Below are 26,373 nucleotides of genomic sequence, written 5' to 3' on the forward strand. Positions count from 1 at the left end.
ATGTTCCGCTCGCTGATGACGACCCGGCGGTTCGCGCCACTCTTCTGGACGCAGTTCTTCTCCGCCTTCAACGACAACTTCCTGCGGAACGCCCTCGCCTTCCTGCTGCTCTTCGGGGTCGGCGCCGCCGACCCTGCGCACGCCGGCATGCTGGTCACCCTCGCCGGCGCGGTTTTCATCGCACCGTCCTTTATCCTCTCCGGCATCGGCGGCGAACTCGCCGACCGCTACGACAAGGCGACCATCGCCCAACGTCTGAAGCTTGCGGAGATCGCCGCCTCGGCAGCGGCCGTTGCCGGCTTCACGCTGCACTCCGTGCCGGTGCTGTTCTTTGCGCTCTTCCTGTTCGGCACCGTTGCCGCCCTGTTTGGTCCGATCAAGTACGGCATCCTGCCCGACCACCTCGCCCGCGAGGAACTGCCGGCCGGCAACGCGCTGGTCGAGGGCGCGACGTTCCTGGCGATACTGGCCGGCCAGATCTTCGCCGGACTGGCGAGCGCCAGCGGCAACAGCGTGCTGGTCGCCATCGTCGTCCTGGGCTTCGCCGCCCTCTGCTACGCCGCGAGCCGCGCCATTCCCGCGACCGGCGAAGCCTCGCCCGGCCTCGCGCTCAACCGCAACATCTTCGCCTCCACCGCCGGCCTGCTCCGCCAGGCGTGGTCGGACAGCGCCATCTGGCGCACGAGCCTCATGGTCGCCTGGTTCTGGGCGGTCGGCATCGTCGTCCTCGCCCTGCTCCAGTCGCTGGCGGCCGACACGTTCGGCGGCACCCAGTACGTCGTGATCGCCAGCCTGCTGATCTTCTCGGTCGGCGTGGCGGTCGGCTCGGCGCTGGCCGCCTGGCTGGCGCACGGCCGCATCATCCTCGTGCCGACGCCGATCGCCGCGATCGGCATGGCCATCTTCCTCGCCGACCTCGGCATCTCGACGCTCGGCGTGACGCCGCCGGCGGTATCGATCGACGCGCTGCCGTTTTTCCAGAGCCCGGAGGGCATCCACGTGGCGATCGATTTCTTCGGCGTCGCGGTCTGTGGCGGCCTGTTTGTCGTGCCAGCCTTCTCCGCGCTGCAGGCGTGGAGCAAGCCCGCCGAACGGGCGCGCGTCATCGCCGGCGTCAACGTCCTTTCGTCAGGCTTCATGACCGTCGCGAGCGTCGGCGTCGCCGTGCTGCAGGGCCGCGGCATCCCGGTGCCGGTCCTCTTCCTCGCCACCGGCGCGCTCTGCCTCATCGCCGGCATCGTCATCTTCCGCTTCCTGCCGACAAGCCCGGTGCGCGACCTCCTGTCGATCGTCTTCCGCGCCTTCTACCGCCTCGAGGTGAAGGGCATCGAAAATTTCGCCAAGACCGCCGACCAGAACACGATCATCGCGCTTAACCACGTCAGCTTCCTCGACGCCGCGCTCGCCATGTCCATCCTCGACCGCGATCCGGTTTTCGCGATCGACCAGTGGATCGCGCGGCGCTGGTGGGTGCGCCCGTTCCTCCCCTTCGTCAGCTTCCTGCCGCTCGACTCGCGCCACCCGATGGCGACGCGCCGGATGATCGAGGCAGTGCGCGCCGGCAAGACGCTGGTCATCTTCCCGGAGGGCCGCCTCACCGCCACCGGCAGCCTGATGAAGGTCTACGACGGCGCCGGCCTGGTCGCCGAGAAATCCGGCGCCCTGATCGTGCCCGTCCGCATCGACGGTCTCGAGCAGACGCCGTTCACGCGCCTCGACGCCAGCCAGGTTAAGCGCCGCTGGTGGCCGAAGGTGAAGGTCACGGTGCTGGAGCCGGTGAGGCTCACCGTGTCGCCGCACTTCACCGGCAAGGCGCGCCGCGCCGCCGCCGGCGCCGCCCTCTACCAGATCATGTCCGATCTCGTTTTCCGTACCACCGCCACCGGCGTCACCGTGCCCGAGGCGCTGATTGCCACCGCCCGACGCCACGGCCCCGAGCACATCGTGCTCGAGGACCCGGTCTCCGGCACGCTCACCTACAAGAAGCTGCTGATCGCCATGTCGGTGCTCGGCCGCAAGCTGATGCCGCTCGCCCCGGTGGGCGGCGCCATCGGCGTCATGCTGCCCAACGCCAACGGCGCCGCCGTCGCGATCCTCGGCCTCATGTCGGCCGGCCGCGTCCCCGCGATGATCAACTTCACCGCCGGCGCTACCAACATCCTCGCCGCCTGCCGCGCCGCCGAGGTCAAGACGATCGTCACTTCGCGCGCCTTCATCGAGAAAGCGAATCTCAGCGCGCTCGTCGATGCGCTCTCCGCTTCGGTCAACGTCGTGCTGCTCGAGGAGGTCCGGAAGGACATCACGATCATCGACAAGCTGCGCGGCCTGCTGCGGCCGTTCCATCCCGTAGTAAAGCGCAAGCCCGACGATCCCGCGGCGATCCTTTTCACGTCGGGCTCCGAGGGCGCGCCAAAGGGCGTCGTCCTCTCCCACGCCAACATGCTCGCCAACACCGCCCAGGGCGCGGCGCGCATCGAGTTCGGCCGCACCGACAAATTCTTCAACGTCCTGCCGGTGTTCCATTCCTTCGGGCTGACCGTCGGCCTCATCCTGCCGCTGGTCTCGGGCGTGCGCACCTACCTCTACCCGTCGCCGCTGCACTATCGCATCGTGCCCGAATTGATCTACGCCTCGAACGCCACGGTCCTGCTCGGCACCGACACGTTCCTCGCCGGCTACGCCCGCACGGCCAACCCGTACGACTTCCGCTCGATCCGCCTGATCGTCGCCGGCGCCGAGCCGGTGAAGGCCGCGACCCGTCAGGTCTACATGGAGAAATTCGGCCTGCGCATCCTCGAAGGCTACGGCGTCACCGAGGCCGCGCCGGCGCTCTGCTTCAACACGCCGATGTTCAGCCGCGAGGGCACGGTCGGCCGCTTCCTGCCCGGCATCGAGGCCCGCCTCGATCCTGTCCCCGGCGTCGAAGGTGCCGGCCGCCTGGTGGTGCGCGGTCCCAACATCATGCTCGGCTATCTGCGCAGCGAGCGCCCCGGCACGCTCGAGCCGCCGCACGAGGGCTGGCACGACACCGGCGACATCGTCGCCGTCGACGAGGAAGGATTCGTCACCATCCGCGGCCGCGCCAAGCGTTTCGCCAAGGTCGGCGGCGAGATGATTTCGATGGCCGCTGTCGAGATGCTGGTGTCCGAGCTCTGGCCGGAGAACCAGTCCGCCGTCACCTCCGTGCCCGACCCCAAGCGCGGCGAGCGGCTGGTGCTCGTCACCGACAAGCCGGATGCCAGCCGCGCCGCGGTCGGCGCCTACGCCCGCCAGCGCGGCGCCTCGGAGCTGATGGTGCCGTCCGACGTCATCGTGGCCCGCGAGCTGCCGCTGCTCGGCACCGGCAAGGTCGATCACCCGGCCATCGCGCGCATGGTCGCGGCGATCCTGATGGGCACGGGCCAGGGCGCCGCGATGCAGGCCGGCTGAGGCTCAGGCCTCCGCGATCGCCCGCGCGAGGTCGTCCTTGCGGTACGGCTTGTTGAGGATGCGCGCGCCCGGCGGCGGGCCCGAGCCGGCGTTCAGCTTCGCCTGCGGGAAGCCGGACGTGAAGACGGTGCGGATCATCGGCCAGCGGTTGGCGACGACGCGGGCGAGGTCGAACCCGGTCGGCCCCTCGCCGACAACCACGTCGGTGAACAGAATATCGATCGGCTGCCGCTCCAGCGCGGCGAGCGCCGCGCCGATGGTCTCCGCCTCGATCGCGCGATAGCCGAGCTCGGTGAGCTGCTTGACCACGACCCGCCGCAGCAGCCCGACGTCCTCGACCACCAGCACCGTCTGCCCGTTGCCGCGCAGATCCTTCGGGTCGGCGTCGGCCTCGGCCCGCAGCGGCATCGCCGCCTCCGCCCGCGGCAGGAACAGGCGGAACGTCGTGCCGCGGCCCGGTATGCTGTCGAGCCCGATGTGTCCGCCGGACTGGTTCATGAAACCGTAGACCATCGACAGGCCAAGGCCGGTGCCCTTGCCCATTTCCTTGGTCGTGAAAAACGGCTCGAAGATGCGGGCGATGACCTCGGGCGGCATGCCCGAGCCGGTGTCGGTGACGCTGATCTCGGTGTACTCGCCGACCTTCACTTCGGGATGCGCCAGCACGTAGTCGGTGTCGAGCACGGTGTTGCGGGTCGCGACCGTCAGGCGGCCGCCCTTCGGCATCGCGTCGCGCGCATTGGTGGCGAGATTGGTGATGCTCGAGGCAAGCTGCGAGGGATCGACCACCACCGGCCACGGCGCCGGGTCGAGATCCAGCGCGATCTCGACGTTATTGCCCAGCAGCCGGCGCAGCAGCTTCGTCGTGTTGCCGATCAGATCGTTGAGGTCGACCTCCTCCGGCTGCAACGGCTGGCGCCGGGCGAAGGCGAGCAGCCGCTTGGTGAGGTCGGCGCCGTGCACCGCCGCCTCCAGCGCCTCGGCGGCGAGATCCTGCACGTCGGCGTCGTCCTTGCGCCGCCCGACCAGCAGGTCGAGGTTGCCGATAACCACCGCCAGCAGGTTATTGAAGTCGTGCGCCATGCCGCCGGTGAGATTGCCGACGGCCTCCATCTTCTGCGCCTGACGAAGCTGCGCCTCGATCTCGCGCCGGCGGCTTATGTCTTCCTCGATGGCGATGATGTGGCTGATCTTGCCGGCCTCGTCGGTGACCGGCGAAACCGTCACCGAGACCGCCAGCGTCGTGCCGTCCTTGCGGATGTTGTCGAACTCGCCGCGCCAGTTGAGGCCCGAGCGCGCCGTCGCCCACACCTCCTCGCCAAGCGCCGGCGCCAGTTTCCAGAAGAACGGCTGGCGGCCCTCGAGCTCGGCGTTGGTATACCCGGTCGCCTTCTCGAAGCCCGGGTTGACGTATTCGATCTGCCCATCGACGTCGGTGATGAGCACGAAATTCGCCGATTGCTCGACCGCCCGCGACAGTTGCCGCAGCCGGTTCTCGACGATGCGCATGGCGCGGCGCTCGCGCGCCTCGCGAAGCTCGCGTTCGATCGCCGACGGCAGCCGCGCCGTCTTTCCCTTGATCAGGTAATCCTGCGCCCCGGCGCGTAGCGCCGCGACCGCCGTGTCCTCGCCCATCGTGCCGGAGACGAAGATGAATGGCGTCTCGCTGTCGTGCGCGCGCACGATCTTCAGCGCATCGACGCCGGTGAAACCCGGCATGTTGTAGTCCGAGATGACGATGTCCCACGGCTTCGCCGCAATCGCCGCCTCGACACCCTCGGCGCTATCGACACGGTGATGCTCGACGTCGAACCCGCCCTGCTTCAACTGGCGCAGCAGGAGCTCGGCATCGCTGTCCGTATCCTCGACCAGCAGCAGGTCGAGCTTTTGCGATTCTGTCATTTGGCTACGGCGGTTCGTTGAGAAGCAGCCAGTAGAGGCCGAGCTGGCGCGCCGCTTCGAGGAACTGGTCGAAATCCACCGGCTTGCGGACGTATGAATTGCAGCCGAAGCGGTAGCCGTCGATGATGTCCTGCTCCTCCTTCGACGAGGTCAGGATCACGACCGGCAGCAGGCGCGTGCGCTCGTCGGCGCGGATGCGCTTCAGCACCTCGATGCCGTCGAGCTTGGGCAGCTTCAGGTCGAGCAGCACGACCGCCGGACGTTCGGTAACGTCGCGCCCGGCGTGCGCGCCGGTGCCGTGCACGTAATCCAGCGCCTCGACGCCGTCGCGTGCCACGATCACCGGGTTGGTGATCTTGTTTTTGGCGAAGGCGCGCAGCGTCAGCGCCTCGTCGTCGGCGTTGTCTTCCACGAGCAGGATCGTGCGTTCGGCCATCGTCCGCTCCTATGCCGCCAGTGTGAAGTAGAACGTTGCGCCCGCCCCGACCTTGCCTTCCGCCCAGATGCGCCCGCCGTGGCGGTCGATCACGCGGTGAATGGTGGCAAGCCCGACTCCGGTGCCGGGAAATTCGGCCTCGGAATGCAGGCGGCGGAAGGGTTGGAACATCTTGTCCGCAAGCGCCATGTCGAAGCCGGCGCCGTTGTCGCGGATGTAGAACGCGGTGCCCTCCGGCGCGTCCGTCGCGCCGATCTCGACCGCCGGATTGTCCGCCTTGCCGGTGAATTTCCAGGCGTTGCCGAGAAGATTCTCCATCACGATCTTCATGAGCTGCCGGTCGGCCTTGGCTACCAGCCCTTCTTCGATGCGCACCTCAACCTTGCGCCCGCCGGCGCTCAAGCCCGCCGCGATCTCGCGCGCCAACGCCGACAGGTCGAGCGGTTGGGCATGGATCTCGGCCCGGCTCACCTGCGAAAGCTGCAGCATGTCGTCGATCAGTTCGCCCATGCGCTGCGCACCGCTGCGGATGCGCTTGAGATAATTCTGGCCCGTCGCGTCGAGCTTATCGGGATAGTCCTCCAGCAGCGCCTGGCTGAATCCGTCGATAGCGCGGAGCGGCGTCCGAAGATCGTGCGAGACGGAATAAGAGAACGCCTCGAGCTCCTTGTTCTTGCGTTCCAGTTCGCCCACCAGCTCGGCCCGCGTCTCGGCCAACTCGCGGGCGGCGCGCGCATCCGCGGCTTCCAGTTCCTTGGTCAGCAGCTCCTCGCGGATGCGGCGGTTCTCGTCCTCGAACTGCTTGCGCCTGATCTGCACGCGCACGCGTGCCTTGAGCACGTCGAATTCGCTCGACTTCGAAATGTAATCGTCGGCGCCCGCGCTGAATCCGTCGAGCATCGCCTGGCGATCTTCCATCGCGGTCAGCATGATCAGCGGAATGTCGCGCACGATCGGCGCGCTCTTGATCCGCCGGCATGTTTCCGTGCCGCCAAGCCCCGGCATGATTAAATCGAGCAAGATGCAGCCGACCGACTGCACCGCCAGAAGCTCCAGCGCCTCTTCGCCCGACCGCGCCGGCACCACGTCGTAGCCCTCGCCGCGCAGCGCCTCGGCCAGCTCGTTGAGGTACGTCGCGCTGTCATCGACCGCCAGAATCTTGTGCGGCCCGAGCAGGGTCGCGAGTTCCTCGATCGGCCTCGGCATGCTGGCGGCGCCGCGCATCGCCGCCTTGAGCTTGGCGAGCACGACCGAAACATCCTCGTCCTTCTGCACGAAGGCGTCGGCGCCGGCTTCGAGCGCGCGTAGCTCGACGCCGCGCTCCTGCGAGGCGGTGAGCAGCAGGCACGGAAGGCCGCGGAGCGCCGCATCGAGCCGCACCCGGCGGATGAGCGTCGCGCCGTCCATCTCCGGCAGCACACCATCGACCACGATCGCATCGGGCCGGCGCGAGGTAAGCATCGCCAGCCCCTCCTCGCCACTGCCCGCCGTCAGCACGAAGTAGCCGTCGGCTTCCAGCGCATCGCGCAGCGTCTCGCGGTAGGTGATGCTGTCGTCGACCACCAGCACCGTCTGCCGGTCGCCGGTCGAGGCGACCTTCGCCCGCAGCAGCTCGCGCGCCTTGGCGACCACGTATTTGTCGTCGTACGGCTTGCCGACATATTCGTCGGCGCCGGTCTTGAGGCCGCGCACGCGATCCTTGACCTCGGCCTCGGTCGAAAGCATCAGCACCGGGATCGACGCGGTCGCCGGATCGGCGCGCAGCTCGGCGAGGAAATCGACGCCGTCGCCATCGGGCAGCAGCACGTCGAGCACCGCCAGCGCCACCGCGCTCTGCCCGAGCGCCTCGCGCGCTTCGGCGAGCGACGCGCACGGCAGCGTCTTGAAGCCGGCCGCGGTGAACGCGTCGGACAGGTCCATGCGCACCGTGAGGCTGTCGTCGACGATGAGGATCGTGTTGTCGATCATGCCGCGACCTGCCGCCGCCACAGCGACGTCATCAGCGGCCCGACCTCGGGCAACGGCACGATGCGCACCGCGGCGTTGAGCAGCGCCGCCTGCTGCGGCATCCCGTAGACCACCGACGTCGCCTGGTCCTGCGCCACGGTGAACGCTCCCGCCCGCCGCATCTCGAGCAGCCCGGACGCGCCGTCGCGGCCCATGCCGGTGAGCAGGATGCCCGCCGCCGAAGGACCGAACTCCGCCGCCACCGACTCGAACAGCACGTCGACCGACGGACGGCACGAATGCCGCTCCGGATCGTGCGTGATGCGCAGCCGCCCGTCGCGCACGACCAGATGCGAATCCGGCGGCGCCATCACGACACGCCCGATGGTGGAGGCGAACGATTCGCCGTCCTTGGCGTAGGCGACGCGATGCGTCGACTGCCCGTCGAGCCACTCCGCGAATGCCGCGCCGAACATCACGTTGATATGCAGCACGAACAGGATCGGCAGGTCGAACTCCGACGGCAAGCTGCGCAGGATATCGACGATCGCACCCGGCCCGCCGGTCGAAGCGCCAATCGCGATGGCGCGGCAGCCGGCCATGACGTCGGTCGCCGGCGGCGGCGCGACGCGCATCGGCATCGGCCGCCCGGGCGCCAGCCGTCCGCGCGGATGGGTGATGACGCGGATGCGCGCGATCAGCTTCACCGTCGAGAGGAACGTGCGCTCCCAGACGCCCGGCGGCTCCTCGCCGCTCGGCTTCTCGAGCACGTCGAGCGCCCCCGCGCTCAGCGCCTCGTACGTCTTGAACAGTTCGCCGCGATTGACCGACGACGACACGATCAGGATCGGCGTCGGGCAATAGGCCATGATGTATTCGGTCGCCGACAGTCCGCTCATCTCCGGCAGCATCATGTCCATGGTCACGACGTCGGGCCGCAGCAGCTTGCACAGCTCGATCGCCTGCTTGCCGTCCGCCGCCTCGCCGATGACCTCGATCGCCGGATCGGAGGCGAGCACCTCCAGCAGGCGCGCCCGCACCGTCGTCGAGTCTTCCACAACGAGGACACGCGTGCGCGCGGTCATGCCTGGGCCACCAGTTCGCGGATGCGGCCAAGAAGATTGGCCTGGTTGAATTCGCTTTTCACGACGTAGTCCTGCGCTCCGACGTCTTTGCCGCGGCGCAAGTCTTCCGGTTCGTTGCGCGACGTCACGAGGATCGCCGGTATATCGCGCAACTCGGCATCGGCGCGGATTGTCTGGATGAACGAGAACCCGTCCATGCCGGGCATTTCAACATCAACCAGGAACAGCGAGTATTGTTTCCTGCGCGCGATCTCGAGGCCCTCCTCGGCCGAGGTCGCGAGGTCCACCTCATAGCCGGCGGACTCCAGAATGCTCTGCTCGAGCATCCGCGTGGTTAAGGAATCGTCGATGATGAGAACCGGCCGCGGCCGCTTCCGCGCCGTGCTCACCATTGAGCCGTATTTGTCCGCCTCGGCGACCAGATTGTCCGGGTCGAGCACGAGCTGCGGATTGCCGTCGGCATCGAGCGAGGCGCCGGCGACGACCGCCATTGCCGGCGTGAATTCCGGCAGCGAACGGAAGACGATGTTGGCGGTGCCGCGCAGCCGCTCGACGCCGATCGCGGCCATGCGGCCGGCGCCCGCGACAATGACCGCCGAGCCGCCGCCGGCCGCCTGCGCGTTGCCGTTGAGCATCCGTGCCAGCGGCACGAACGGCATGGCGTTGCCGTCGAAGACCAGCTCGTAGCCGCGCGCCGTGCGATAGATCTCCTGCCCCGACGTGTGCAGGACATGCTTCACCGCGTCGAACGGAATGGCGACGATGACGCCGCCGGAATCGATGAGCAGCGCCTCGGTGGCGGCGAGCGTCAGCGGCACCGTCAGCTCGAACGTCGTGCCCTTGCCGGGCGTCGTCTCGGCGGTCACCTTGCCCCCGAGGCGCGCGACCGCGGCGCGCACCACATCCATGCCGACGCCGCGTCCGGAAACTTCGGTGAGGTTCGCCGACGTGCTGATGCCGCCATCCAGCATCAGGTTGACGATCTCGGTCGCATTCATGTCCGCCGCGCGGGTGCCGCGCGCCAGCGCTCCCCGCCGCACCGCCTCGATGTCGATGCCGCGGCCGTCGTCCTGGCAGCGGAAAACCACGCGCCGCCCGCGCCGTATCACCTCGACGGTCACCTGGCCGGATTGCGGCTTGCCGGCGACGCGCCGGTCGGTTTCGCTTTCGATGCCGTGCGCCACCGCGTTGCGCACGATCTGCAGCAGCGCCTCGTGCATGACGCGCAGCACGTGCGAATCGAGCCGCACCTCGCCGCCCTTGCTCTGGAACTTGACCAGCTTGCCGACCGCATGCGCCGCATCGCGCGCCGCCCGCTCGAGAAACGCCAGCAGCGCGCCGGCCGGAACCAGCCGGAGCTGCTCGGCGGTGTCGTGCACCTGCTGCAGCTCGCGCTCCATGCGCTCCTGCGCCGAGGCGAGGCCGCGGTCGAGGCCGCGCAGCATGGTGCGCAGGTCCTCGGCGATGGCGAGAGACTTGTCGCCGCGCGCCCGGTCGCGCTTCAGCGCCAGTTGATCGACAAGCTGCTCGGCGAGCGCCCGCGCGCCTGACATCGACTCGGTCGCCGTGCGAAAGGCGCTGAGCTGCGCGTGTGTCTCGGTGACGCCCTCGATCAGCACGTCGAGATCGCCGACCTCCGCCCATACGGTCCGGAAAGCATCCTCCATCGGCAACGCATCGCCGCCCGTCGCCGCCGGCGAGACCGCCGCCGCTTCTGCCGTCTCGTCGCGGCCGAGCGTCGCCAGACCCGCTGCGATCCGGTCGATCAAGCTCAGCACCGAGTCGATCGCCGGACGCGGCATCACGTCGGACGTTTCCCGGTATGGCGCCAGTTCGTCCTCGATGGCGTGCGCATACTCGGCGATGTCCGGACGGCGCACGACGCGCGCGGCGCCCTTCAGCGTATGGGCGAGGCGCAGCAGCTTGGGCAGCACGCCGGGGCCGCCGCGCTCGAGCTCGAGGACGCCCTTGCCGAGCTGGTCGACCAGCTCGTGCGCTTCCACGCGGAAGTACTTGAAGGGGTCCTGGGCCATCTGCCGTCGATCCTCAGGCGGCCTGCTGCGCCTGCACCAGCTTGAGCAGGTCGCTCGAGGTGACGGCGAGCAACGACGCCGTCTCCAGCGTCTGGCTGGTGCTGGCTTCCGTCTCGCGCGCCGCCTGCGTCACGTTGGCGATCGCCATGTTGACCTGCTCGACGGCAGTGGTCTGCTGCTTGGTCGACAGCTCGATCTCGCGCGCCGCTTCGGTCGTCGTCGAGACGAGGCTGGCGATCGCCCGGAACGCCGAGGCGACGTCGCCGAACTGCTTCGAGCCGGCATCGACCGCCTTCGAGCCGGTCTCGGTCGCCATCACCGTCGTGTTGACCGACGAGCGCACGTCGTCGATCAGACTGCGGATTTCCTTCGCCGATCCGGCGACGCGATCCGCCAGCTTGCGGATTTCGTCGGCGACGATGGCGAAGCGGCGGCCGGTTTCGCCGGCCCCCACCGCCTCGATCGTCGCGTTGATCGACAGGATGTTGGTCTGCTCGGCGAGCTCGGTGACGATGTCGAGCACGGCTCCTATCTGCTGCGACTTCTTGCCGAGTTCCAGCATGTGGCTGACGATCTGATCGACCTGCCGCTTGATCCCGATGATCGACTCGTTGGCGCGCTCGACCGTGCCGTCGCCGGACCGCGCCGCGGTCGTCGTCTCCTCGGCTATCTTGGCGACGCGCTGCGAGCTTTCGGCGATCTGCCGCGACGTCGCCAGCAGCTCGCTGATCGTCGTGGCGATCTCGTTCATCGAGATCGTCTGCTCTTTCATGCCGCTCGCCTGCTGGTTCGCCGCCGACTGGAGTTCCGCCGACGAGCTCTGCACATGCCCGACCGCGGACCCGATCTGGCGATTGAGGTTTCGCACCAGCATGAATGCCACGATGAGGGCGAAGAGCACGGCAGCGCCGCCGACGGCCGCTATCTGGATCTCGGCTTCCTGCCCGACCCGCGTCGAGGCCTGCTGTGAGGCGAGCAGGCTGTCCTGCCGCTTGGTGAGGTAGTCGGTCAGTGCCGTCGACAGCGCCGTGCCGGCTGGCGTCACCTGGTCTTTGTAGGCAGCGAGCGAATCCTCGATCGACGTGCCGTTGCGACGCAGCTTGATGATGTCGTCGACAGCGGCCGTGTGCGTTGCAAACGTCTTCTGCATGGCGTCGACCAGCGCGACGCCTTCGCTGCTGGTGGCGTCTTCACGCAGCGCCGTCAGCGTGTCGCCGAATGCCTTGCGCGAGTCGGTGAGCGCCGTCAGGTCATCCTCGACGCCCGACAGCAGGAAGTTGCGCAGGTTGGAGGTGAGCTGCTGGCGCACCGTCTGCAACTGCGTCGCGCGCACCATCAGCGGTCCGTCGACGTTGATCACCTGATCCTTGCTGGCGATCACCTTCTGCAGCGCGGCCATCGCGATGACGCTGATGATGACCGTGAAGACGACCATCAACGCGAACCCGACGGTAACCTTCCGGCCGAATGTCCAGGTTCTGAACATGGCGCTCACTCCTTGCTTGCGTTGGAACGGGGAAGCCGCGCGCGGATCGCTTCGACCGCCGCAGGAATATCGATGACCGGCCAGGCGCGATCGCCCAGGCGGGCAATCTCGTGGACCCCATGCGCCGAGCCGCTGTCGCGCCGCGCGCTGACGCCTTCCGGCGGAACGCGGATGTGGCCCTCGAACGCGTCGAAAACGAAGGCCAGCGCACCGCCGGCGGCAAGCACCAGCCAGCGCCCGGACTGCAGCGGCGCGTAGCCCAGCAGCGCGCCGAGGTCGTAGACGGGAACCAGCACGCCGCGAAATCCGGAGACGCCGCGGAACTCCGCGACCGTCGTCGGCACCGGCGTGATCTTGCGGTCGGCGAACAGCCCGGCCGTGTCGGTCAGGCGAATGGCGAACGGATCGCCGCCGAGCCGGACCGAGAGAAAGTCGAGCGGCGCCCCGCGTTCTGGCGCCGGCGGCTCCGCAAACGCGCGATCGAATGCGGCACGCAGCGCTGCCGCGCGCGTACCGCCGGGATCGGCACCGTCTACTGCCTGACCGCGCAACGCTCGAGCTCCGATTGACAGAGAGTGATCAACGCATCGCGGGTGAAGCCGCTACCGAACAGCAACAGGCGCGAAGGGTCCTCGCGCTGGAGCAGGACCAGGGCTTCCTTCAATTCGTGCCGGGCCTTTGCCAGGTCGCCGGCCCGCCGCAGAAGAATTCCCAGGTGCAATCGCGGCATCGCGAAAGTCGGATCGAGGTATATCGCGACCTGATAGTGATTCGCTGCAGTAATCCGGTCGCCGCCATCCTCGAAACACAGCGCCATGACGTAGTTTGCGCCGGCGTTCATTTCATCGAGAGCGAGAAGCTGCAGTGCCGTCTCCGCCGCCTGCCGCGGCTGGCCGCTGTGCGCCAGCAGCACGGCCTGCAGCAGCAGCACGTCCGGATCGTTGTCGGAGGCCGGCGGCAACTGCCCGATGAGGCTGAGTGCGTCGGCAAATCGTTCCCGCTGCAGCAGGTCGAGCGCTAGGCCGAGATTCCACGTCGGCGCCGGCTTCGCCGCTTCCGGCGCCGGAATCGACCTGAGGCTCAGCGCCGTCACGCGGTCGGTCGCCCTGCCGATGGCGCCGACCCAGTTATCGTCCATCACCAGCGGTGGCGCGAAGGCGGGCGTCGCCAGCGGCAGCGATGAGATGTCGACGTCGACGGCATCGTCGTCGCCGCGCTCGCGCCGCTGGTAGTAAAAGGTGTCGTGGCTGTGCCGGAGATGGAAATCGCCCGAGATGCCGCGCATCGTTTCGGCGTGGCCGAGGAACAGGTAGCCGCCGCGCACCAGCGAGCGCGAGATGCGCGCTATCGCCGCCCGCATGCCGTCCGGCGTGAAATACATGAGCACGTTGCGGCAGAAGACGGCGTCGTAGGTCTCCGTCTGCCACAGCTCCGGATCTTCGACGGCAAGGTTGCGTTCCTCGAAGGTCACCGCGGTGCGGATCGTCTCGTCGAGGAGGGCGTCGCGCCCGCCGTTGCGGAACCAGCGCTGCTGGATATCGGCCGGCGTCTCGCGCAGCGCCCACGGCGAATAGCGCGCCGCAAGCGCCTTCTTCAGCGACGCCGGGTTGGCATCGACGGCGCGGATCGTCACCTGCCACGACGGGTCGGCGACGATGGTGCGCATAATGATTGCCAGCGTGTAGGCCTCTTCGCCCGAGGCGCAGCCGGCCGAAAGGAAGCGCAGGCGCCGGCTCGATGCATTGGCGCGCATGCGCTCCGGCACCACGACCTCGGCAAAGGCGCGAAACTGGTCGTTGTTGCGGAAGAAGTACGTCTCGCCGACGGTCAGCGCCTCGGCAAGGCGCCCGAGCTCGCCCTTGCCGGGATGATTCTCCAGCCCGGCGAGATAGGGTTCCAGCGGCAGCTCCGTCGCTTCGACGCGCCGCTGCAGCACCTCGCCGAGAAACCCGAGCTTCGCCTCGTCGAAATAGAGGCCAAGACGACGCACGATCGCGTCCCGGAACCGATCGACCGACTGCGGATCGGGCTGGCCGATCACGACGCCAGCCTCCGCGCCGCTTCATCGAAGAAATCTTCCGGCACTATGTGCGCCGCCTGCAGCATCAGGAAGAGCGCGCTGTCGAGCGTGCCGACCGCCGACACGACGCCGGTGTCGGCATCGCGCAGCAGCGGCGGCATGCTCCGCATCTGCTCGGCCTCGATGGCACGGATGCCGACGACGCCGTCGACCGCCAGCACCACGCGCCGCTCGTCCGCCTTGACCAGCACGAAGCGCGTCGGATTGCCGGCGTGGCCGTTGAGCAGGCGCGACAGATCGACGACCGGCACCGGCTCGCCGCGCACCATCGCCAGGCCGAGCATGAATTCCGGCGCGCCCGCGACCCGCTCGACCGGCAGCGGGCGAAACGTCTCGACCACGCCGGCGACCGGCAGCGAGCACAGCAGGCCGCCGACGCTGCAGATGAGAGTCTGGCTGGATGCGAAGTCCACGTCGGTCTCCCCTCTTCGGTGGCGGCGCCGGTGGCGACGTAGCCCGCGCATCGGCAATTGCTAGGGTGCAGACCTTGACCGCCCGTTACTCCAGCCGCCCCGCGAATCGCCCTCACGCAATGGTGATACCGATCCTGCCCGCCCGCCAGACGGGGGTTGTACGGAGGCGCGCCGCGCTTTCGTTGCAAAATCGCGTAAAAGATAAGGTTTACGAGCCGTCAATCGCGCACGAAGGGCGGAAGACTTCGCTAACCCCATGCAATTGCAGCGGGAAATCAACGCCCGATTAAGGTCTACCGTGGCAAGACTTGGGCGAGCGAAAAATGGCGACGGCTGAACATCGGCAGACCTATGGCTAGCGACGCGGCCGCGGCAGTGCCCACCGCGGAATGTTTCATTGTCGAAGATAATCCCGCGGTCGCCCGTTTCATCGCGCGCGCCCTCGCCGATTTCGGAGTGACGGCGGAGCAGTTCGCAAACGTCCCCGCGCTCGCCGACGGGCTGAAGCGCACGATGCCGAGCGTCATCTTCCTCGACATATCGCTGGGCGACTCCGACGCCATCGACGCGATCCGCACCCTTTCCGCCGCCGGCTTCACCGGCACCGTGCAGGTGATGAGCGGCAGCAACACCGGCCTGCTCGGCGACGTCCGCCAGGTCGGCGAGCGCCACGGCCTGCGCATGCGCCCGCCGCTCAACAAGCCCTTCCGCATCGACGCGGTGAAGCAGGTCGTCGACGAGGAGCACCTCGGCGGCAACCGGAAGCAGGCCGCCCAGCCCACGGCATTGGAGAATCACCACACCATCCGCGCGCGCGGCTCCGCCCCCGAGATCGTGCTCGGCGAGGCGCTGGACCGCAACTGGGTCGAGCTCTGGTACCAGCCGAAGTTCAGCCTGGCGACCGGTCGCGTGGTCGGCGCCGAGGGCCTCGCCCGCGTCCGCCATCCCGAGCTGGGTCTCCTGTCGCCGGGAAGCTTCATTCCCAACGCCAGCAACGCCGACCTGATGGCGCTCACCGAATTCGCGCTGCGCTCCGCGCTCCGCGACGCTGCCGACTTCGCCTTCGTCGGCCACGACATCCGCTTCGCCATCAACGTGCCGGTCGAGGCGCTGATGGCGCTGCCCATCCCGGCGATCGTGCGTGAATGCCGCCCGCGCGGCGACGACTGGTCGGGCATCATCCTCGAGGTCACCGAGGATCAGGTCATCCGCGACATCCCGACCGTCCACGAGATCGCGACCCAGCTTCGCATCTACCGCATCGCGCTCGCCATCGACGATTTCGGCCTCGGCTACTCCTCGCTCGCCCGGCTGAAGGAGTTGCCGTTCGCCGAGCTGAAGCTCGACCAGAGCTTCGTCCAGAACTGCGGCGCCGACCCGACCAACGCCGCGCTATGCCGCACGGTCGTCGAACTGGCGCACCGCTTCGGCGGCGTCGCCGTCGCCGAGGGCATCGAGAAGGCGAGCGACCTCGCCGTCATCCGCCGCACCGGCTGCGACGTCGGCCAGGGCTACCTGTTCGCCCACCCGATGCCGAAGGAATTCCTGATGACGCGCCTGATGGCCGGCGAAACCGGCGGCTTCAACGTAGCCGGCGACGAGCGCTCGGATGCCGCCGGAAAACCGCGCCTGAGGGCGTAGTCGCGCGACTAGCGCTGCGCGGTTTCCCAATTGTCAGCGACGTAGTAAGGCGCATTGGAAGGCGCCAGCGCCGGCTTGCCGAGGATCATGTCGGCGGCCTTCTCGGCGAGCATGATCGTCGGCGCGTTGAGGTTGCCGTTGGTGATCTGCGGCATGATCGAGGCATCGACGACGCGTAGGCCCGACAGGCCGATGACGCGCGTCTCCGGATCGACCACCGCCATCGGATCGTCCGCCCGCCCCATCCGGCACGTGCCCGACGGATGGTACGCGCTTTCCGCCTTCGAGCGCACGAACGCATCGATCATCGCGTCCGAGGTGACGTCGGCGCCGGGCTGGATCTCGCGCGCGCGATACGGGTCGAACGCCGTCTGCGAAAGAATCTCGCGCGTCAGCCGCACGCAGGCGCGCATCTCCGTCCAGTCGTCGGGGTGGCTCATGTAGTTGAACACGATGCGCGGCGCCTCGCGCGCATCCGCCGATCTCAGCCGCACGTAGCCGCGGCTCTTCGAGCGCATCGGCCCGGCGTGCACCTGGTAGCCGTGCTCGGTGGCGAGCTTCTTGCCGTCGTACGACATCGCGAGCGGCACGAAATGAAACTGGATGTCCGGATAGCGGACGCCGGCGCGGCTGCGGATGAAGCCGCCGGTCTCGAAATGATTGGTCGCGCCGAGTCCGTCGCGGAACAGGAGCCAGCGCAGGCCGATGAGACCGCGCGGGACGAGACCCATCGACGAATAGAGCGTGATCGGCTGCTTCGACGCGACCTGGAAATAGAACTCCAGATGATCCTGCAGATTCTCGCCGACGCCTGGCAGCGCGTGATTGACCGCGATGCCCTGCGCCTTCAGTTCCGCCGCCGGCCCGACGCCCGACAGCTTGAGCAGTTGTGGCGTGTTGATCGCTCCCGCCGCCACGATCACCTCGCGCGTCGCGGTCGCGACCTCGCTCTGGCCGCGCCGCAGATAGCGCACCCCGGTCGTGCGCTTGCCCTCGAAGACGATCGCCTCGGCGAGCGCACCGGTCAGCACGCGGAGGTTCCCGCGCTTCATCGCCGGCCTGAGATATGCGTTCGACGCGCTCGACCGCACGCCGCCGTTGACGGTCATGTCGAGGCTGCCGAATCCCTCCTGCTGGTAGCCGTTGAGATCCGGCGACACGCCGTATCCGGCCTGCTCCGCCGCGGTGACGAAGGCGCGATAGAGCGGGTTCGCCAGCCGCCCGGTGCGCGTCGCGAGCGGCCCGTCGCCGCCGCGATAATCGTCAGCGCCGCCGAGGAAAGTTTCGGCGCGCCGGAAATACGGCAGCACATAGCGGTAGGCCCACCCGCGCGCGCCCATCTCTTCCCAGTGCTCGAAATCGAGCGCATTGCCGCGCACATAGACGAGGCCGTTGATCGACGACGAACCGCCTAGCGCCTTGCCGCGCGGCGCATTGATCCGCCGGTCGTCGAGATTCTTCTCCGGCTCGCTCTGGTAGCCCCAGTTGTAGCGGGCGCTGTTCAAGGGAATATTGAGCGCGCTCGGCATCTGGATGAACACGGAGCGGTCCGAGCCGCCGTATTCCAGCAGCAGCACGCGGTTCTTCGGGTCTTCGCTGAGCCGCGCCGCGAGCACACAGCCGGCCGAGCCGGCGCCGACGATGATGTAGTCGTAGGCTTCGCTCACCGGTGCGCCCCCTCCACCATGCTTCGCATGGTCCCCCTCCCCCGCTTTGCCGGGGAGGACCTGCCGGATGCGGCCGCGGGTGCTCCCCCGTTTACGGGGGAGCTGTCGGCAAAGCCGACTGAGGGGGCATGCCCGACACGCATCAATACGGCGCCTGCACGGGGGCGAGGCCGACGTAGACGCTCTTCAACTGGGAATAATGCTCGATCGCCGCCTTGCCGTTCTCGCGGCCGAGCCCGGACTGCTTGACGCCGCCGAACGGCAGCTCGATCGGGGTGACATTGTACGCGTTGATCCAGCAGGTGCCGGCTTCCAGCTTCGCGATGACGCGATGCCCCCGCGCCAGATCGCGCGTGAACACGCCGGCGGCGAGGCCGTACACCGTGTCGTTGGCGCGGCGGATGACCTCGTCTTCCTCGGCGAAGGACAGCACGGTCATCACCGGCCCGAATATTTCCTCGCGCACGATGCCCATGTCGTCGTCGCACCCGTCGAACACCGTCGGCTCGACGAACCAGCCGCGCTTCATCGCGCCGGCATCGGCGCGATTGCCGCCGACCAGAATCTTCGCGCCTTCCTTTTTGCCGCGCTCGATGTAGCCGAGCACCTTCTTCATGTGCTCTTCCGAGATCAGCGCGCCGACCTGCGTCTTCGGATCGAGCGGGTCGCCGATGGTCATACGCTGCACGCGCTCGACGAGCTTCGCCAGGAACGCGTCCTTCACGGCGCGATGCACGAACACGCGCGTGCCGTTCGAACAGACCTCGCCGGCCGAATAGAAATTTGCGAGCAGCGCGCCCGAGACGGCGTCGTCGAGATCGGCATCCTCGAACACGATCAGCGGCGACTTGCCGCCGAGCTCCAGCGTCACGTGCTTCAACGTCGGCGACGCGTCCGCCATCACGGCCTTGCCGGTCGACACCTCGCCGGTCAGCGAAACCTTGGCGATCGCCGGATGGCGCGTCAGCAACCGGCCGGTGTCCGCCAAGCCCTGTACGACGTTGAACACGCCGTCCGGCAGCCCCGCTTCCGTGTAGATTTCGGCGAGTTTCGCGGCCGAGAGCGGCGTCAGCTCCGCCGGCTTGAAGATCATCGCGTTGCCGCAGGCGAGCGCCGGCGCCGATTTCCAGCAGGCGATCTGGATCGGGTAGTTCCACGCCCCGATCCCGGCGACGATGCCGAGCGGCTCGCGCCGCGTGTAGCCCATGGCCGACGGGCCGAGATCGATGTGCTCGCCCGCCAGCCCACCGGCGAGCCCGGCAAAATAATCGAGGCAGTCGGCGCCCGAGATGACGTCGACCACCGACGTCTCCTGGATCGGCTTGCCCGTGTCGAGCGTCTCCAGCCGCGCCAGCTCCGCGTTGCGCGCGCGCAGGATATCGGCGGCGCGTTTCATCACGCGCCCGCGCTCCAGCCCGGTCATCGCAGACCACACGGCCTGTCCGCGCTTGGCGGCCGCCACGGCGGCATCGACCTCCGCCGCGCCCGCGATCTCGACCTCGGCAAGTTTCTCGCCGGTCGCCGGATTGCTGGTGACGAACGTCGCCCGCTTCGCCGCGTCGATGTACGCACCGCCGATGTAGTTCCGTACGCGCGTTTCGCTTTTCTTCGCCATCGCCGGCTTCGCGGCGCATCGCAGAAGTTCGGCATCGATGAACGCACTCGCCGTCGCCCGCGCCGCTGCGCTGTCCGTCTCCTTCGGCGACGACAGCGCCGCGCCGAGCCACAGCCCGTCGATCATCGCCGCAACGGCGTGCGCGATCCGGTCAGCCTCCACCGCCGGCACGATCTGCTTCAGCCCATGACGAAGGTTGGAAAGCAGCCGCCCCTGATAGACCTTCTGCACCCGCTTCAGCCGCGCCGAGTGCAGCACCTGCCCCCAGAACGCCAGCCACACGCTGCACGTCCGCGCGTCGAATTCTTCCGCCGCCAGAGTCGTGTCGATCACCGCCTGCACGCGCTCCCGCGCCGTCCGCGCGGAGCGCAGCCGTTTCGACAGACCGAGCGCCAGACGCGCCGCCAGGCTGCGCAGCGTCGCCTCGAGCAGACCGTCCTTGTCGACGAAATAATGCGCGATCAGCCCGGGCGAGACGCCGGCCTTCTGGCCGATCGCGGCCAGCGTCGTCGCGGCAAAACCTTCCGCCGCCATGGTGTCGACGGTCGCCTCGATGAGCTGGCGGCGGCGGAGATCCTCGGGTTCGACGCGCTGCATGACAATGCCCAGGAGTTGTCCATTGAACGGCTGATCAATAGGCAGAAACGCCCAGCCACACAATGGTATCGGCATCGACCCTGACTACTTAGCTCGCGAAATTTTGTCCCCGTTGAACGCGCGATCAGCTAGTATTTCACCGGATTTGGCTGGGTTGCCTTGCGTCCGCCTCGCGGACGCGATTGGTTGAAGGCAACTCTGGCCCGCTGATTGCTACTCGGACTCGAAAGTACTGCGAACCGGAGCGGGGCGCGCTCACCTGGAAACGGAGGAATTCGATGCGTAATGCCTGGCGTATTGCCGCGGCCGGCCTGGCCGCGATGACCATCACTACCGCCGCCAACGCGGCTGACTCGGCTGCCTGCAAGACCGTACGCTTCTCCGATGTCGGCTGGACCGACATCACCTCGACCACCGCGATGGCTTCGCGTCTGCTCACTGCGCTCGGCTACGAGCCGAAGACCACCGTGCTCGCCGTGCCGGTAACGTACGAATCGATGAAGAACAAGGACATCGACGTGTTCCTCGGCAACTGGCAGCCGACGATGGAATCGATCCGTGCTCCATACATCACGGACAAGACCGTCGACCTGATCGCCAAGCCGAACCTCGAGGGCGCCAAGTACACGCTGGCCGTCCCGACCTACACCTTCGACGCCGGCCTGAAGACCTTCGCCGACATCGCCAAGTTCAAGGACCAGCTCGACGGCAAGATCTACGGCATCGAGCCGGGCAACGACGGCAACAAGATCATCCTCGACATGATCGCCAAGGACGTCGACGGGCTGAAGGACTTCAACCTCGTCGAGTCGAGCGAGCAGGGCATGCTCGCCGAAGTCGATCGCGCCACGCGGCAGAACAAGCCGATCGTCTTCCTCGGCTGGGAACCGCACCCGATGAACTCCAAGTACAAGATGAGCTACCTGTCGGGCGGCGACGACACCTTCGGGCCGGACTACGGCGGCGCCACCGTGTTCACCAACACCCGCGCCGGCTACGTCGGCGAATGCCCGAACGTCGGCAAGTTCATCACCAATCTCACCTTCTCGCTCGGCATGGAGAACGAGGTGATGGGCAAGATCCTGTTCGACTCCGAAGACCCGGCAAAGGCCGCGGAAGAGTGGCTGAAGGCCAACCCGACCGCGTGGACCTCGTGGTTCGACGGCGTCACCACCTTCGACGGCAAGCCCGGGCTCGACGCCGCCAAGGCGAGCCTCGGCCTCTAGTCTTTTGAACTTCCGGCGGGCGGCCAAGCGCTGCCCGCCGGTCACGCCCGAGGGGATGGAGGGCGCTAGATGGACGACCTGATCACCAGCCACAAGATTCCACTGGGCAACTGGCTGCGCGCCGGTCTCGACATCCTCAACTTCCACGCCGCCGGTGTCTTCGATTTCATCTCGCTCGTGCTTGGCGGCCTGATCAACGCGCTGCTGATCGGCCTCCTCTGGTTCAATCCGCTCGTCCTAATCGTCATCCTGACCGTCGGCACGTGGTTCCTGCACCGCTCGTGGCCGCTCGCCCTCGGCGTGCTTGTCGGGCTGCTGTTCGTGATGAACCTCGGCTACTGGCAGGCGACGATGGAGACGCTGGCGCTGGTGCTCTGCGCCACGCTGGTCTCGGTCGCCGTCGGGGTGCCGATCGGCATCGCCGCCGCGCACCGGCCGATGCTCTACACCGTCATCCGTCCGATCCTCGACCTGATGCAGACGATCCCGACGTTCGTCTATCTCATCCCGACGCTGGTGCTGTTCGGTCTCGGCATGGTCCCCGGCCTCATCTCCACCGTGATCTTCGCCATCGCCGCGCCGATCCGCCTCACCCACCTCGGCATCTCGTCCGTGCCGCTCCAGCTCCACGAAGCCGGCCAGGCCTTCGGCGCCACCAAACGCCAGCTCCTGTGGAAGGTCGAGATCCCCTACGCCCTGCCGACCATCATGGCCGGCATCACCCAGTGCATCATGCTGTCGCTGTCGATGGTGGTCATCGCGGCGCTCGTCGGCGCCGACGGCCTCGGCAAGCCGGTGGTGCGCGCCCTCAACACCGTCAACGTCTCGATGGGCTTCGAGGCCGGCCTCGCCATCGTCGTCCTCGCCATCCTGCTCGACCGCGTCTGCAAATGGCCCGAGCGCAACTTGAAGGGCACGCGATAGCCGCCGATGCCCGTCGTTGAATTCAGGAATGTCGACATCGTTTTCGGCGGCGACCGCAAGGCCGCGCTGGCGATGCTGTCGCAAGGCGCCACCCGCGACGAGGTCATCGCCAAAACGAAGTCCGTCCCCGGCGCCATCGACATCAACTTCTCCGTCAAGCGCGGCGAGATCTGCGTGCTGATGGGCCTGTCCGGCTCCGGCAAGTCGACGGTCGTGCGCGCCATCAACCGCCTCAACGAGGTCGCGCGCGGCTCCGTCACCGTCGATCATCGCGGCAAGCCGGTGAACGTCACCACCTGCGACGACGCCACGCTGCGCGATCTCCGCATGCACACCGTCGCCATGGTCTTCCAGCAGTTCGCCCTGCTGCCGTGGCGGACGGTGCGCCAGAACGTCGGCTTCGGCCTCGAGCTCCGCGGCATGGCGGACGCCGAACGCGCGAAGATCGTCGACGAGAAGCTGGCGCTCGTCGGCCTGACCGGCTGGGGCGACAAGTACAGCCACGAGCTGTCGGGCGGCATGCAGCAGCGCGTCGGCCTCGCCCGCGCCTTCGCCACCGACGCCGACATCCTGCTGATGGACGAGCCCTTCTCCGCCCTCGACCCGCTTATCCGCGACAAGCTGCAGGACGAGCTGCTCGACCTCCAGCGCAAGCTGAAGAAGACCATCGTCTTCGTCAGCCACGACCTCGACGAGGCGCTGAAGCTCGGCAACTCGATCGCGATTCTGGAGTCCGGTCGCATCGTCCAGAAGGGCACCGCCGAGGACATCCTGCTCCGCCCCGCCGATGCCTACGTCGCCGAATTCGTGAAGCACATGAACCCGCTTAACGTGCTGCGCGGCAACTCTGTCATGACCCCGGCCTCGGCGCTGCGCCGCGAGGGCGGCGCCATCGTCATCGACACCGGCGGCATCCGCGTCCACACCGACGCGGAGGATCGCCCCATCCGCGTGACGCTGAACGGCCGCGAAGGCCGCATCGCCACCACCGACGCCGACACCGGCGCGGTCAACGGCGACGGCTACGACATGATCGTCGCGCCGGTCGACCTGACGCTGCGCGCCGCGATCGCGCTGAAGTCGCAGACCGACCACCCCATCCTCCTCGTCGACCAGCTCGGCCGCCTCGCCGGCCTCTGCGGCAACGAGGAGATCTACCGAGGCTTGTTGAGGAAGCAGTCGTGATAGTCGCCGCCGAAGCCCCCTCACCCTTTGCACCTAAGCTCGCTCCGCTCGCCAAGGTGCAAAGCCCTCTCCCACAGGGGGAGAGGGGAGAATGGGCACCGCCGGATCCTCCTTCCCCTCTCCCCGGGTGGGAGAGGGCTCTTTCTCTTGGTGAGGCGAAGCCGAGCCTAGAGAAAGAGGGTGAGGGGGCAGCGCTGTGAGAACCCACGCCCGCGCGGTCGTCATCGGCGGAGGCGTCGTCGGCGTCTCGACGCTCTACCATCTCGCCAAGAAGGGCTGGTCCGATGTCGTGCTAGTCGAGCGCAAGGAACTGACCTCCGGCTCGACGTGGCACGCGGCCGGCCTCCTGCCGCTGTTCAACATGAGCTACTCGGTCGGCCAGATTCACAAATATTCGGTCGGCCTCTACGGCAAACTGGAAGCCGAGACCGGGCAGAACGTCGGCTTCCGGCAGGTCAGCAACATCCGCCTGGCGCGCACCAAGGACCGCTGGGACGAGTACATGTATTACGCCGGCGTCGCGCGCACGATCGGCGTGCCGCTCAACATCCTGACGCCGCAGCAGGTGAAGGAAATCTGGCCGCTCTGCGAGATCGACGGCATCATCGGCGCCATCCAGCATCCCGACGACGGCTACATCCAGCCCGCCGACCTGACGCAAGCCTTCGCCAAGGGCGCGCGTGCCATGGGCGCCGAGATCAACCGCGAGACGACGGTGACCGCGATCGAGCGCACGCCGGCGGGCGAGTGGCGGGTGGTGACCGACAAGGGCGACATCACCTGCGAGCACGTGATCTCCGCCACGGGCAACTTCGCTAGGCTGACCGGCGCGATGGTCGGCCTCGATGTTCCGGTGATCCCCGTCGAGCACCAGTACATCGTCACGGAGCCGCATCCCGCGATCCTCGAACGCAAGGCCAAGGGCCTGCCGGAGATGGGCGTGCTCCGCGAGAGCGACTCAAGCTGGTACATGCGCGAGGAAAACGGCGGCCTGCTGCTCGGGCCTTACGAGAAGGGCGCGCCCGCCTGCTACGTCGACGGGCCGGCAGAAAATTCCGCGTACGAACTGTTCCAGGAAGACCTCGACCGCCTGATGCCACACATCGAGACGGCCATCGCCCGCGTCCCTGCCTTCGGCGAGGTCGGCGTGAAGAAGGTCTACAACGGCGCCATCGCCTATACGCCGGACGGCAGCCCGATCATCGGTCCCGCGTGGGGCGTGCCGAACTTCTGGCTGAACGAGGGCCACTCGTTCGGCGTCACCGCTGCCGGTGGCGCCGGCTGGCAGCTTGCCGAGTGGATCGTCGACGGCGAGCCGACCGTCGACATGCTGGGCGTCGATCCGCGCCGCTTCGGCCCCTACGCCTCGCGCGGTTACCTCAAGGAAAAGAACGAGGAGGCCTACGCTGCCGTCTTCACCGTCCACTATCCCGACGAGGAGCGCGTCGCCGCGCGCCCGCTGAAGCGCGCCCCCTCCTACGATCGCTTCAAGGCAATGGGCGCCGTGTTCGGCACAGTCTACGGCTGGGAGCGTCCCGGCTGGTTTGCCCCGCCCGGCTATGCGCTGAGCCCCGCCCAACTCAACAGGCCGGACGTGCTGCTCAACGAAAACCACCCGCCGGTGAAAAACGGCGAGCCGATCCGCGAGAAGTGGAGCTTCCGCCGCTCCAACTATTTCGATTTCGTCGGCCAGGAATGCCGCAACGTCCACGAAAACGTCGGCGTCCAGGACATGTCTGCGTTTGCCAAGGCGATCGTCGCCGGCCCCGGCGCCGAAGCCTGGCTCGACGGTCTGTTAGCCAACCGCATCCCGAAGAAGATCGGCCGCGTCGGCCTCTGCCATCTCCTGTCGGCGAACGGCGGCGTCCGCGCCGAGTTCACCGTCTGCCGCACCGGGCCGCGGTCGTTCTATCTGGTCTCCGCCGGCGCGCTGGAGCGCCACGATCACGACATCATGCAGAAGCTGCTGCCGAAGGATGGTTCGGTCACCTTCCAGCCAATCACAACGCAGCGCGGCGTGCTCGTCGTCGCCGGCCCGAATTCGCGCGCGCTGCTGCAGAAAATAACCGACGCCGATCTGTCGTCCGATGCCTTCCCGTGGCTGTCGGCGAAGGAGATCAGCATCGGCCCTGCCGTGACTTGGGCGCTCCGCGTCAACTTCGTCGGCGAGCTCGGCTGGGAGCTGCACCACCCGATCGAGACGCAGAACGAAATCTTCGATCTGCTCTTCGACGCCGGCAAGGAATTCGGCGTTAAGCCGTTCGGCATCAAGGCGATGCTGGCGATGGCGGTCGAGAAATCCTATCGCCTCGTCGGCCGCGAATTGTCGATCGAGTACGCCGCGCTGGAGTCCGGCCTCGACCGTTTCGTCCATCCCAACAAGGGCACCTTCCACGGCCGCGACGCGCTGGTCGAATGGCGCGAGAGAGGCTTCCGCAACCGCTTCGTCACCCTCGAAGTCCACGACGTCACCGACGCCGATGCCCGCGGCTCCGAGCCGATATTGCTGGGCGACGAGCTGGTCGGCCGCGCCACGCAAGGTGCGTGGGGCTGGCGCGTGAACAAATCGCTGGCGCTGGCCATGGTCCGCCCCGATCTCGGCGAAATCGGCCAGCCGCTTACGGTCCAGATCCTGGGCAAGCCCCACCGGGCTACCGTTATCGCCGAGTCGCCCTATGATCCCGACAATGTCGCCCTGCGGAGTTGA

At 67.7% G+C, this 26,373-nt stretch carries 17 protein-coding genes; 6 read left to right on the top strand and 11 right to left on the bottom strand.

What is annotated here, in order from left to right:
- Positions 1-3,429: acyl-[ACP]--phospholipid O-acyltransferase (locus WDM94_00005; protein MEJ0011009.1), on the top strand; the 3,429-nt coding region annotated here is incomplete at its 5' end.
- A gap of 3 nt (positions 3,430-3,432) precedes the next feature.
- Here WDM94_00005 and WDM94_00010 read toward each other — a convergent pair.
- The 9 genes from WDM94_00010 to WDM94_00050 are packed head-to-tail and all read right to left on the bottom strand — an operon-like array spanning position 3,433 to position 14,811.
- Complete coding sequence (locus tag WDM94_00010; protein MEJ0011010.1) at positions 3,433-5,331, bottom strand: response regulator; 1,899 nt, start codon at positions 5,329-5,331, stop codon at positions 3,433-3,435.
- Positions 5,332-5,335: 4 nt separating this feature from the next.
- The gene (locus WDM94_00015; protein ID MEJ0011011.1) at positions 5,336-5,767 is read right to left on the bottom strand and encodes a response regulator; all 432 of its coding nucleotides are present in this window, start codon (positions 5,765-5,767) and stop codon (positions 5,336-5,338) included.
- A 9-nt stretch (positions 5,768-5,776) separates the two neighbouring features.
- Positions 5,777-7,735, bottom strand: a complete 1,959-nt coding sequence (locus WDM94_00020; GenBank protein ID MEJ0011012.1) for a response regulator — start codon at positions 7,733-7,735, stop codon at positions 5,777-5,779.
- On the bottom strand, positions 7,732-8,799 hold the full coding sequence (gene cheB / locus WDM94_00025) for a chemotaxis-specific protein-glutamate methyltransferase CheB (GenBank protein MEJ0011013.1): 1,068 nt from the start codon (positions 8,797-8,799) through the stop codon (positions 7,732-7,734). Before cheB ends, WDM94_00020 begins: the two co-directional genes overlap by 4 nt.
- The gene (locus tag WDM94_00030) at positions 8,796-10,832 is read right to left on the bottom strand and encodes a response regulator (GenBank protein MEJ0011014.1); all 2,037 of its coding nucleotides are present in this window, start codon (positions 10,830-10,832) and stop codon (positions 8,796-8,798) included. Before WDM94_00030 ends, cheB begins: the two co-directional genes overlap by 4 nt.
- A gap of 13 nt (positions 10,833-10,845) precedes the next feature.
- On the bottom strand, positions 10,846-12,318 hold the full coding sequence (locus WDM94_00035; protein MEJ0011015.1) for a methyl-accepting chemotaxis protein: 1,473 nt from the start codon (positions 12,316-12,318) through the stop codon (positions 10,846-10,848).
- A 5-nt stretch (positions 12,319-12,323) separates the two neighbouring features.
- Positions 12,324-12,869 (bottom strand): chemotaxis protein CheW, encoded by a 546-nt coding sequence (locus tag WDM94_00040; protein MEJ0011016.1) that lies wholly within the window; start codon positions 12,867-12,869, stop codon positions 12,324-12,326.
- On the bottom strand, positions 12,851-14,359 hold the full coding sequence (locus WDM94_00045) for a CheR family methyltransferase (protein MEJ0011017.1): 1,509 nt from the start codon (positions 14,357-14,359) through the stop codon (positions 12,851-12,853). The genes WDM94_00040 and WDM94_00045 overlap by 19 nt, the downstream gene beginning before the upstream one ends.
- The gene (locus WDM94_00050; protein MEJ0011018.1) at positions 14,356-14,811 is read right to left on the bottom strand and encodes a chemotaxis protein CheW; all 456 of its coding nucleotides are present in this window, start codon (positions 14,809-14,811) and stop codon (positions 14,356-14,358) included. Before WDM94_00050 ends, WDM94_00045 begins: the two co-directional genes overlap by 4 nt.
- Before the next feature lie 351 nt (positions 14,812-15,162).
- Here WDM94_00050 and WDM94_00055 point away from each other — a divergent pair, with 351 nt between their 5' ends.
- Entirely contained in the window at positions 15,163-16,452 is a 1,290-nt protein-coding gene (locus tag WDM94_00055) for an EAL domain-containing response regulator (GenBank protein ID MEJ0011019.1), read from the top strand.
- Positions 16,453-16,460: 8 nt separating this feature from the next.
- Here WDM94_00055 and betA read toward each other — a convergent pair whose 3' ends face one another.
- Both betA and betB read right to left on the bottom strand, forming a co-directional pair.
- Positions 16,461-18,119, bottom strand: a complete 1,659-nt coding sequence (betA, locus tag WDM94_00060; protein MEJ0011020.1) for a choline dehydrogenase — start codon at positions 18,117-18,119, stop codon at positions 16,461-16,463.
- A 142-nt stretch (positions 18,120-18,261) separates the two neighbouring features.
- Entirely contained in the window at positions 18,262-20,331 is a 2,070-nt protein-coding gene (gene betB / locus WDM94_00065; GenBank protein MEJ0011021.1) for a betaine-aldehyde dehydrogenase, read from the bottom strand.
- Positions 20,332-20,609: 278 nt separating this feature from the next.
- On the opposite strand from betB, the gene WDM94_00070 reads away from it, so the two are divergent.
- From WDM94_00070 to WDM94_00085, 4 genes are all read left to right on the top strand, one after another.
- On the top strand, positions 20,610-21,557 hold the full coding sequence (locus tag WDM94_00070; GenBank protein MEJ0011022.1) for a choline ABC transporter substrate-binding protein: 948 nt from the start codon (positions 20,610-20,612) through the stop codon (positions 21,555-21,557).
- A 69-nt stretch (positions 21,558-21,626) separates the two neighbouring features.
- Entirely contained in the window at positions 21,627-22,481 is an 855-nt protein-coding gene (gene choW / locus WDM94_00075; protein MEJ0011023.1) for a choline ABC transporter permease subunit, read from the top strand.
- Positions 22,482-22,487: 6 nt separating this feature from the next.
- A complete protein-coding gene (gene choV, locus WDM94_00080; protein MEJ0011024.1) occupies positions 22,488-23,666 on the top strand; it encodes a choline ABC transporter ATP-binding protein in 1,179 nt (392 codons plus the stop codon).
- Between the two features lie 196 nt (positions 23,667-23,862).
- A complete protein-coding gene (locus tag WDM94_00085) occupies positions 23,863-26,373 on the top strand; it encodes an FAD-dependent oxidoreductase (protein ID MEJ0011025.1) in 2,511 nt (836 codons plus the stop codon).

Origin of the sequence: Bauldia sp., from assembly GCA_037200845.1 — a bacterium.
Lineage (GTDB): Bacteria > Pseudomonadota > Alphaproteobacteria > Rhizobiales > Kaistiaceae > DASZQY01.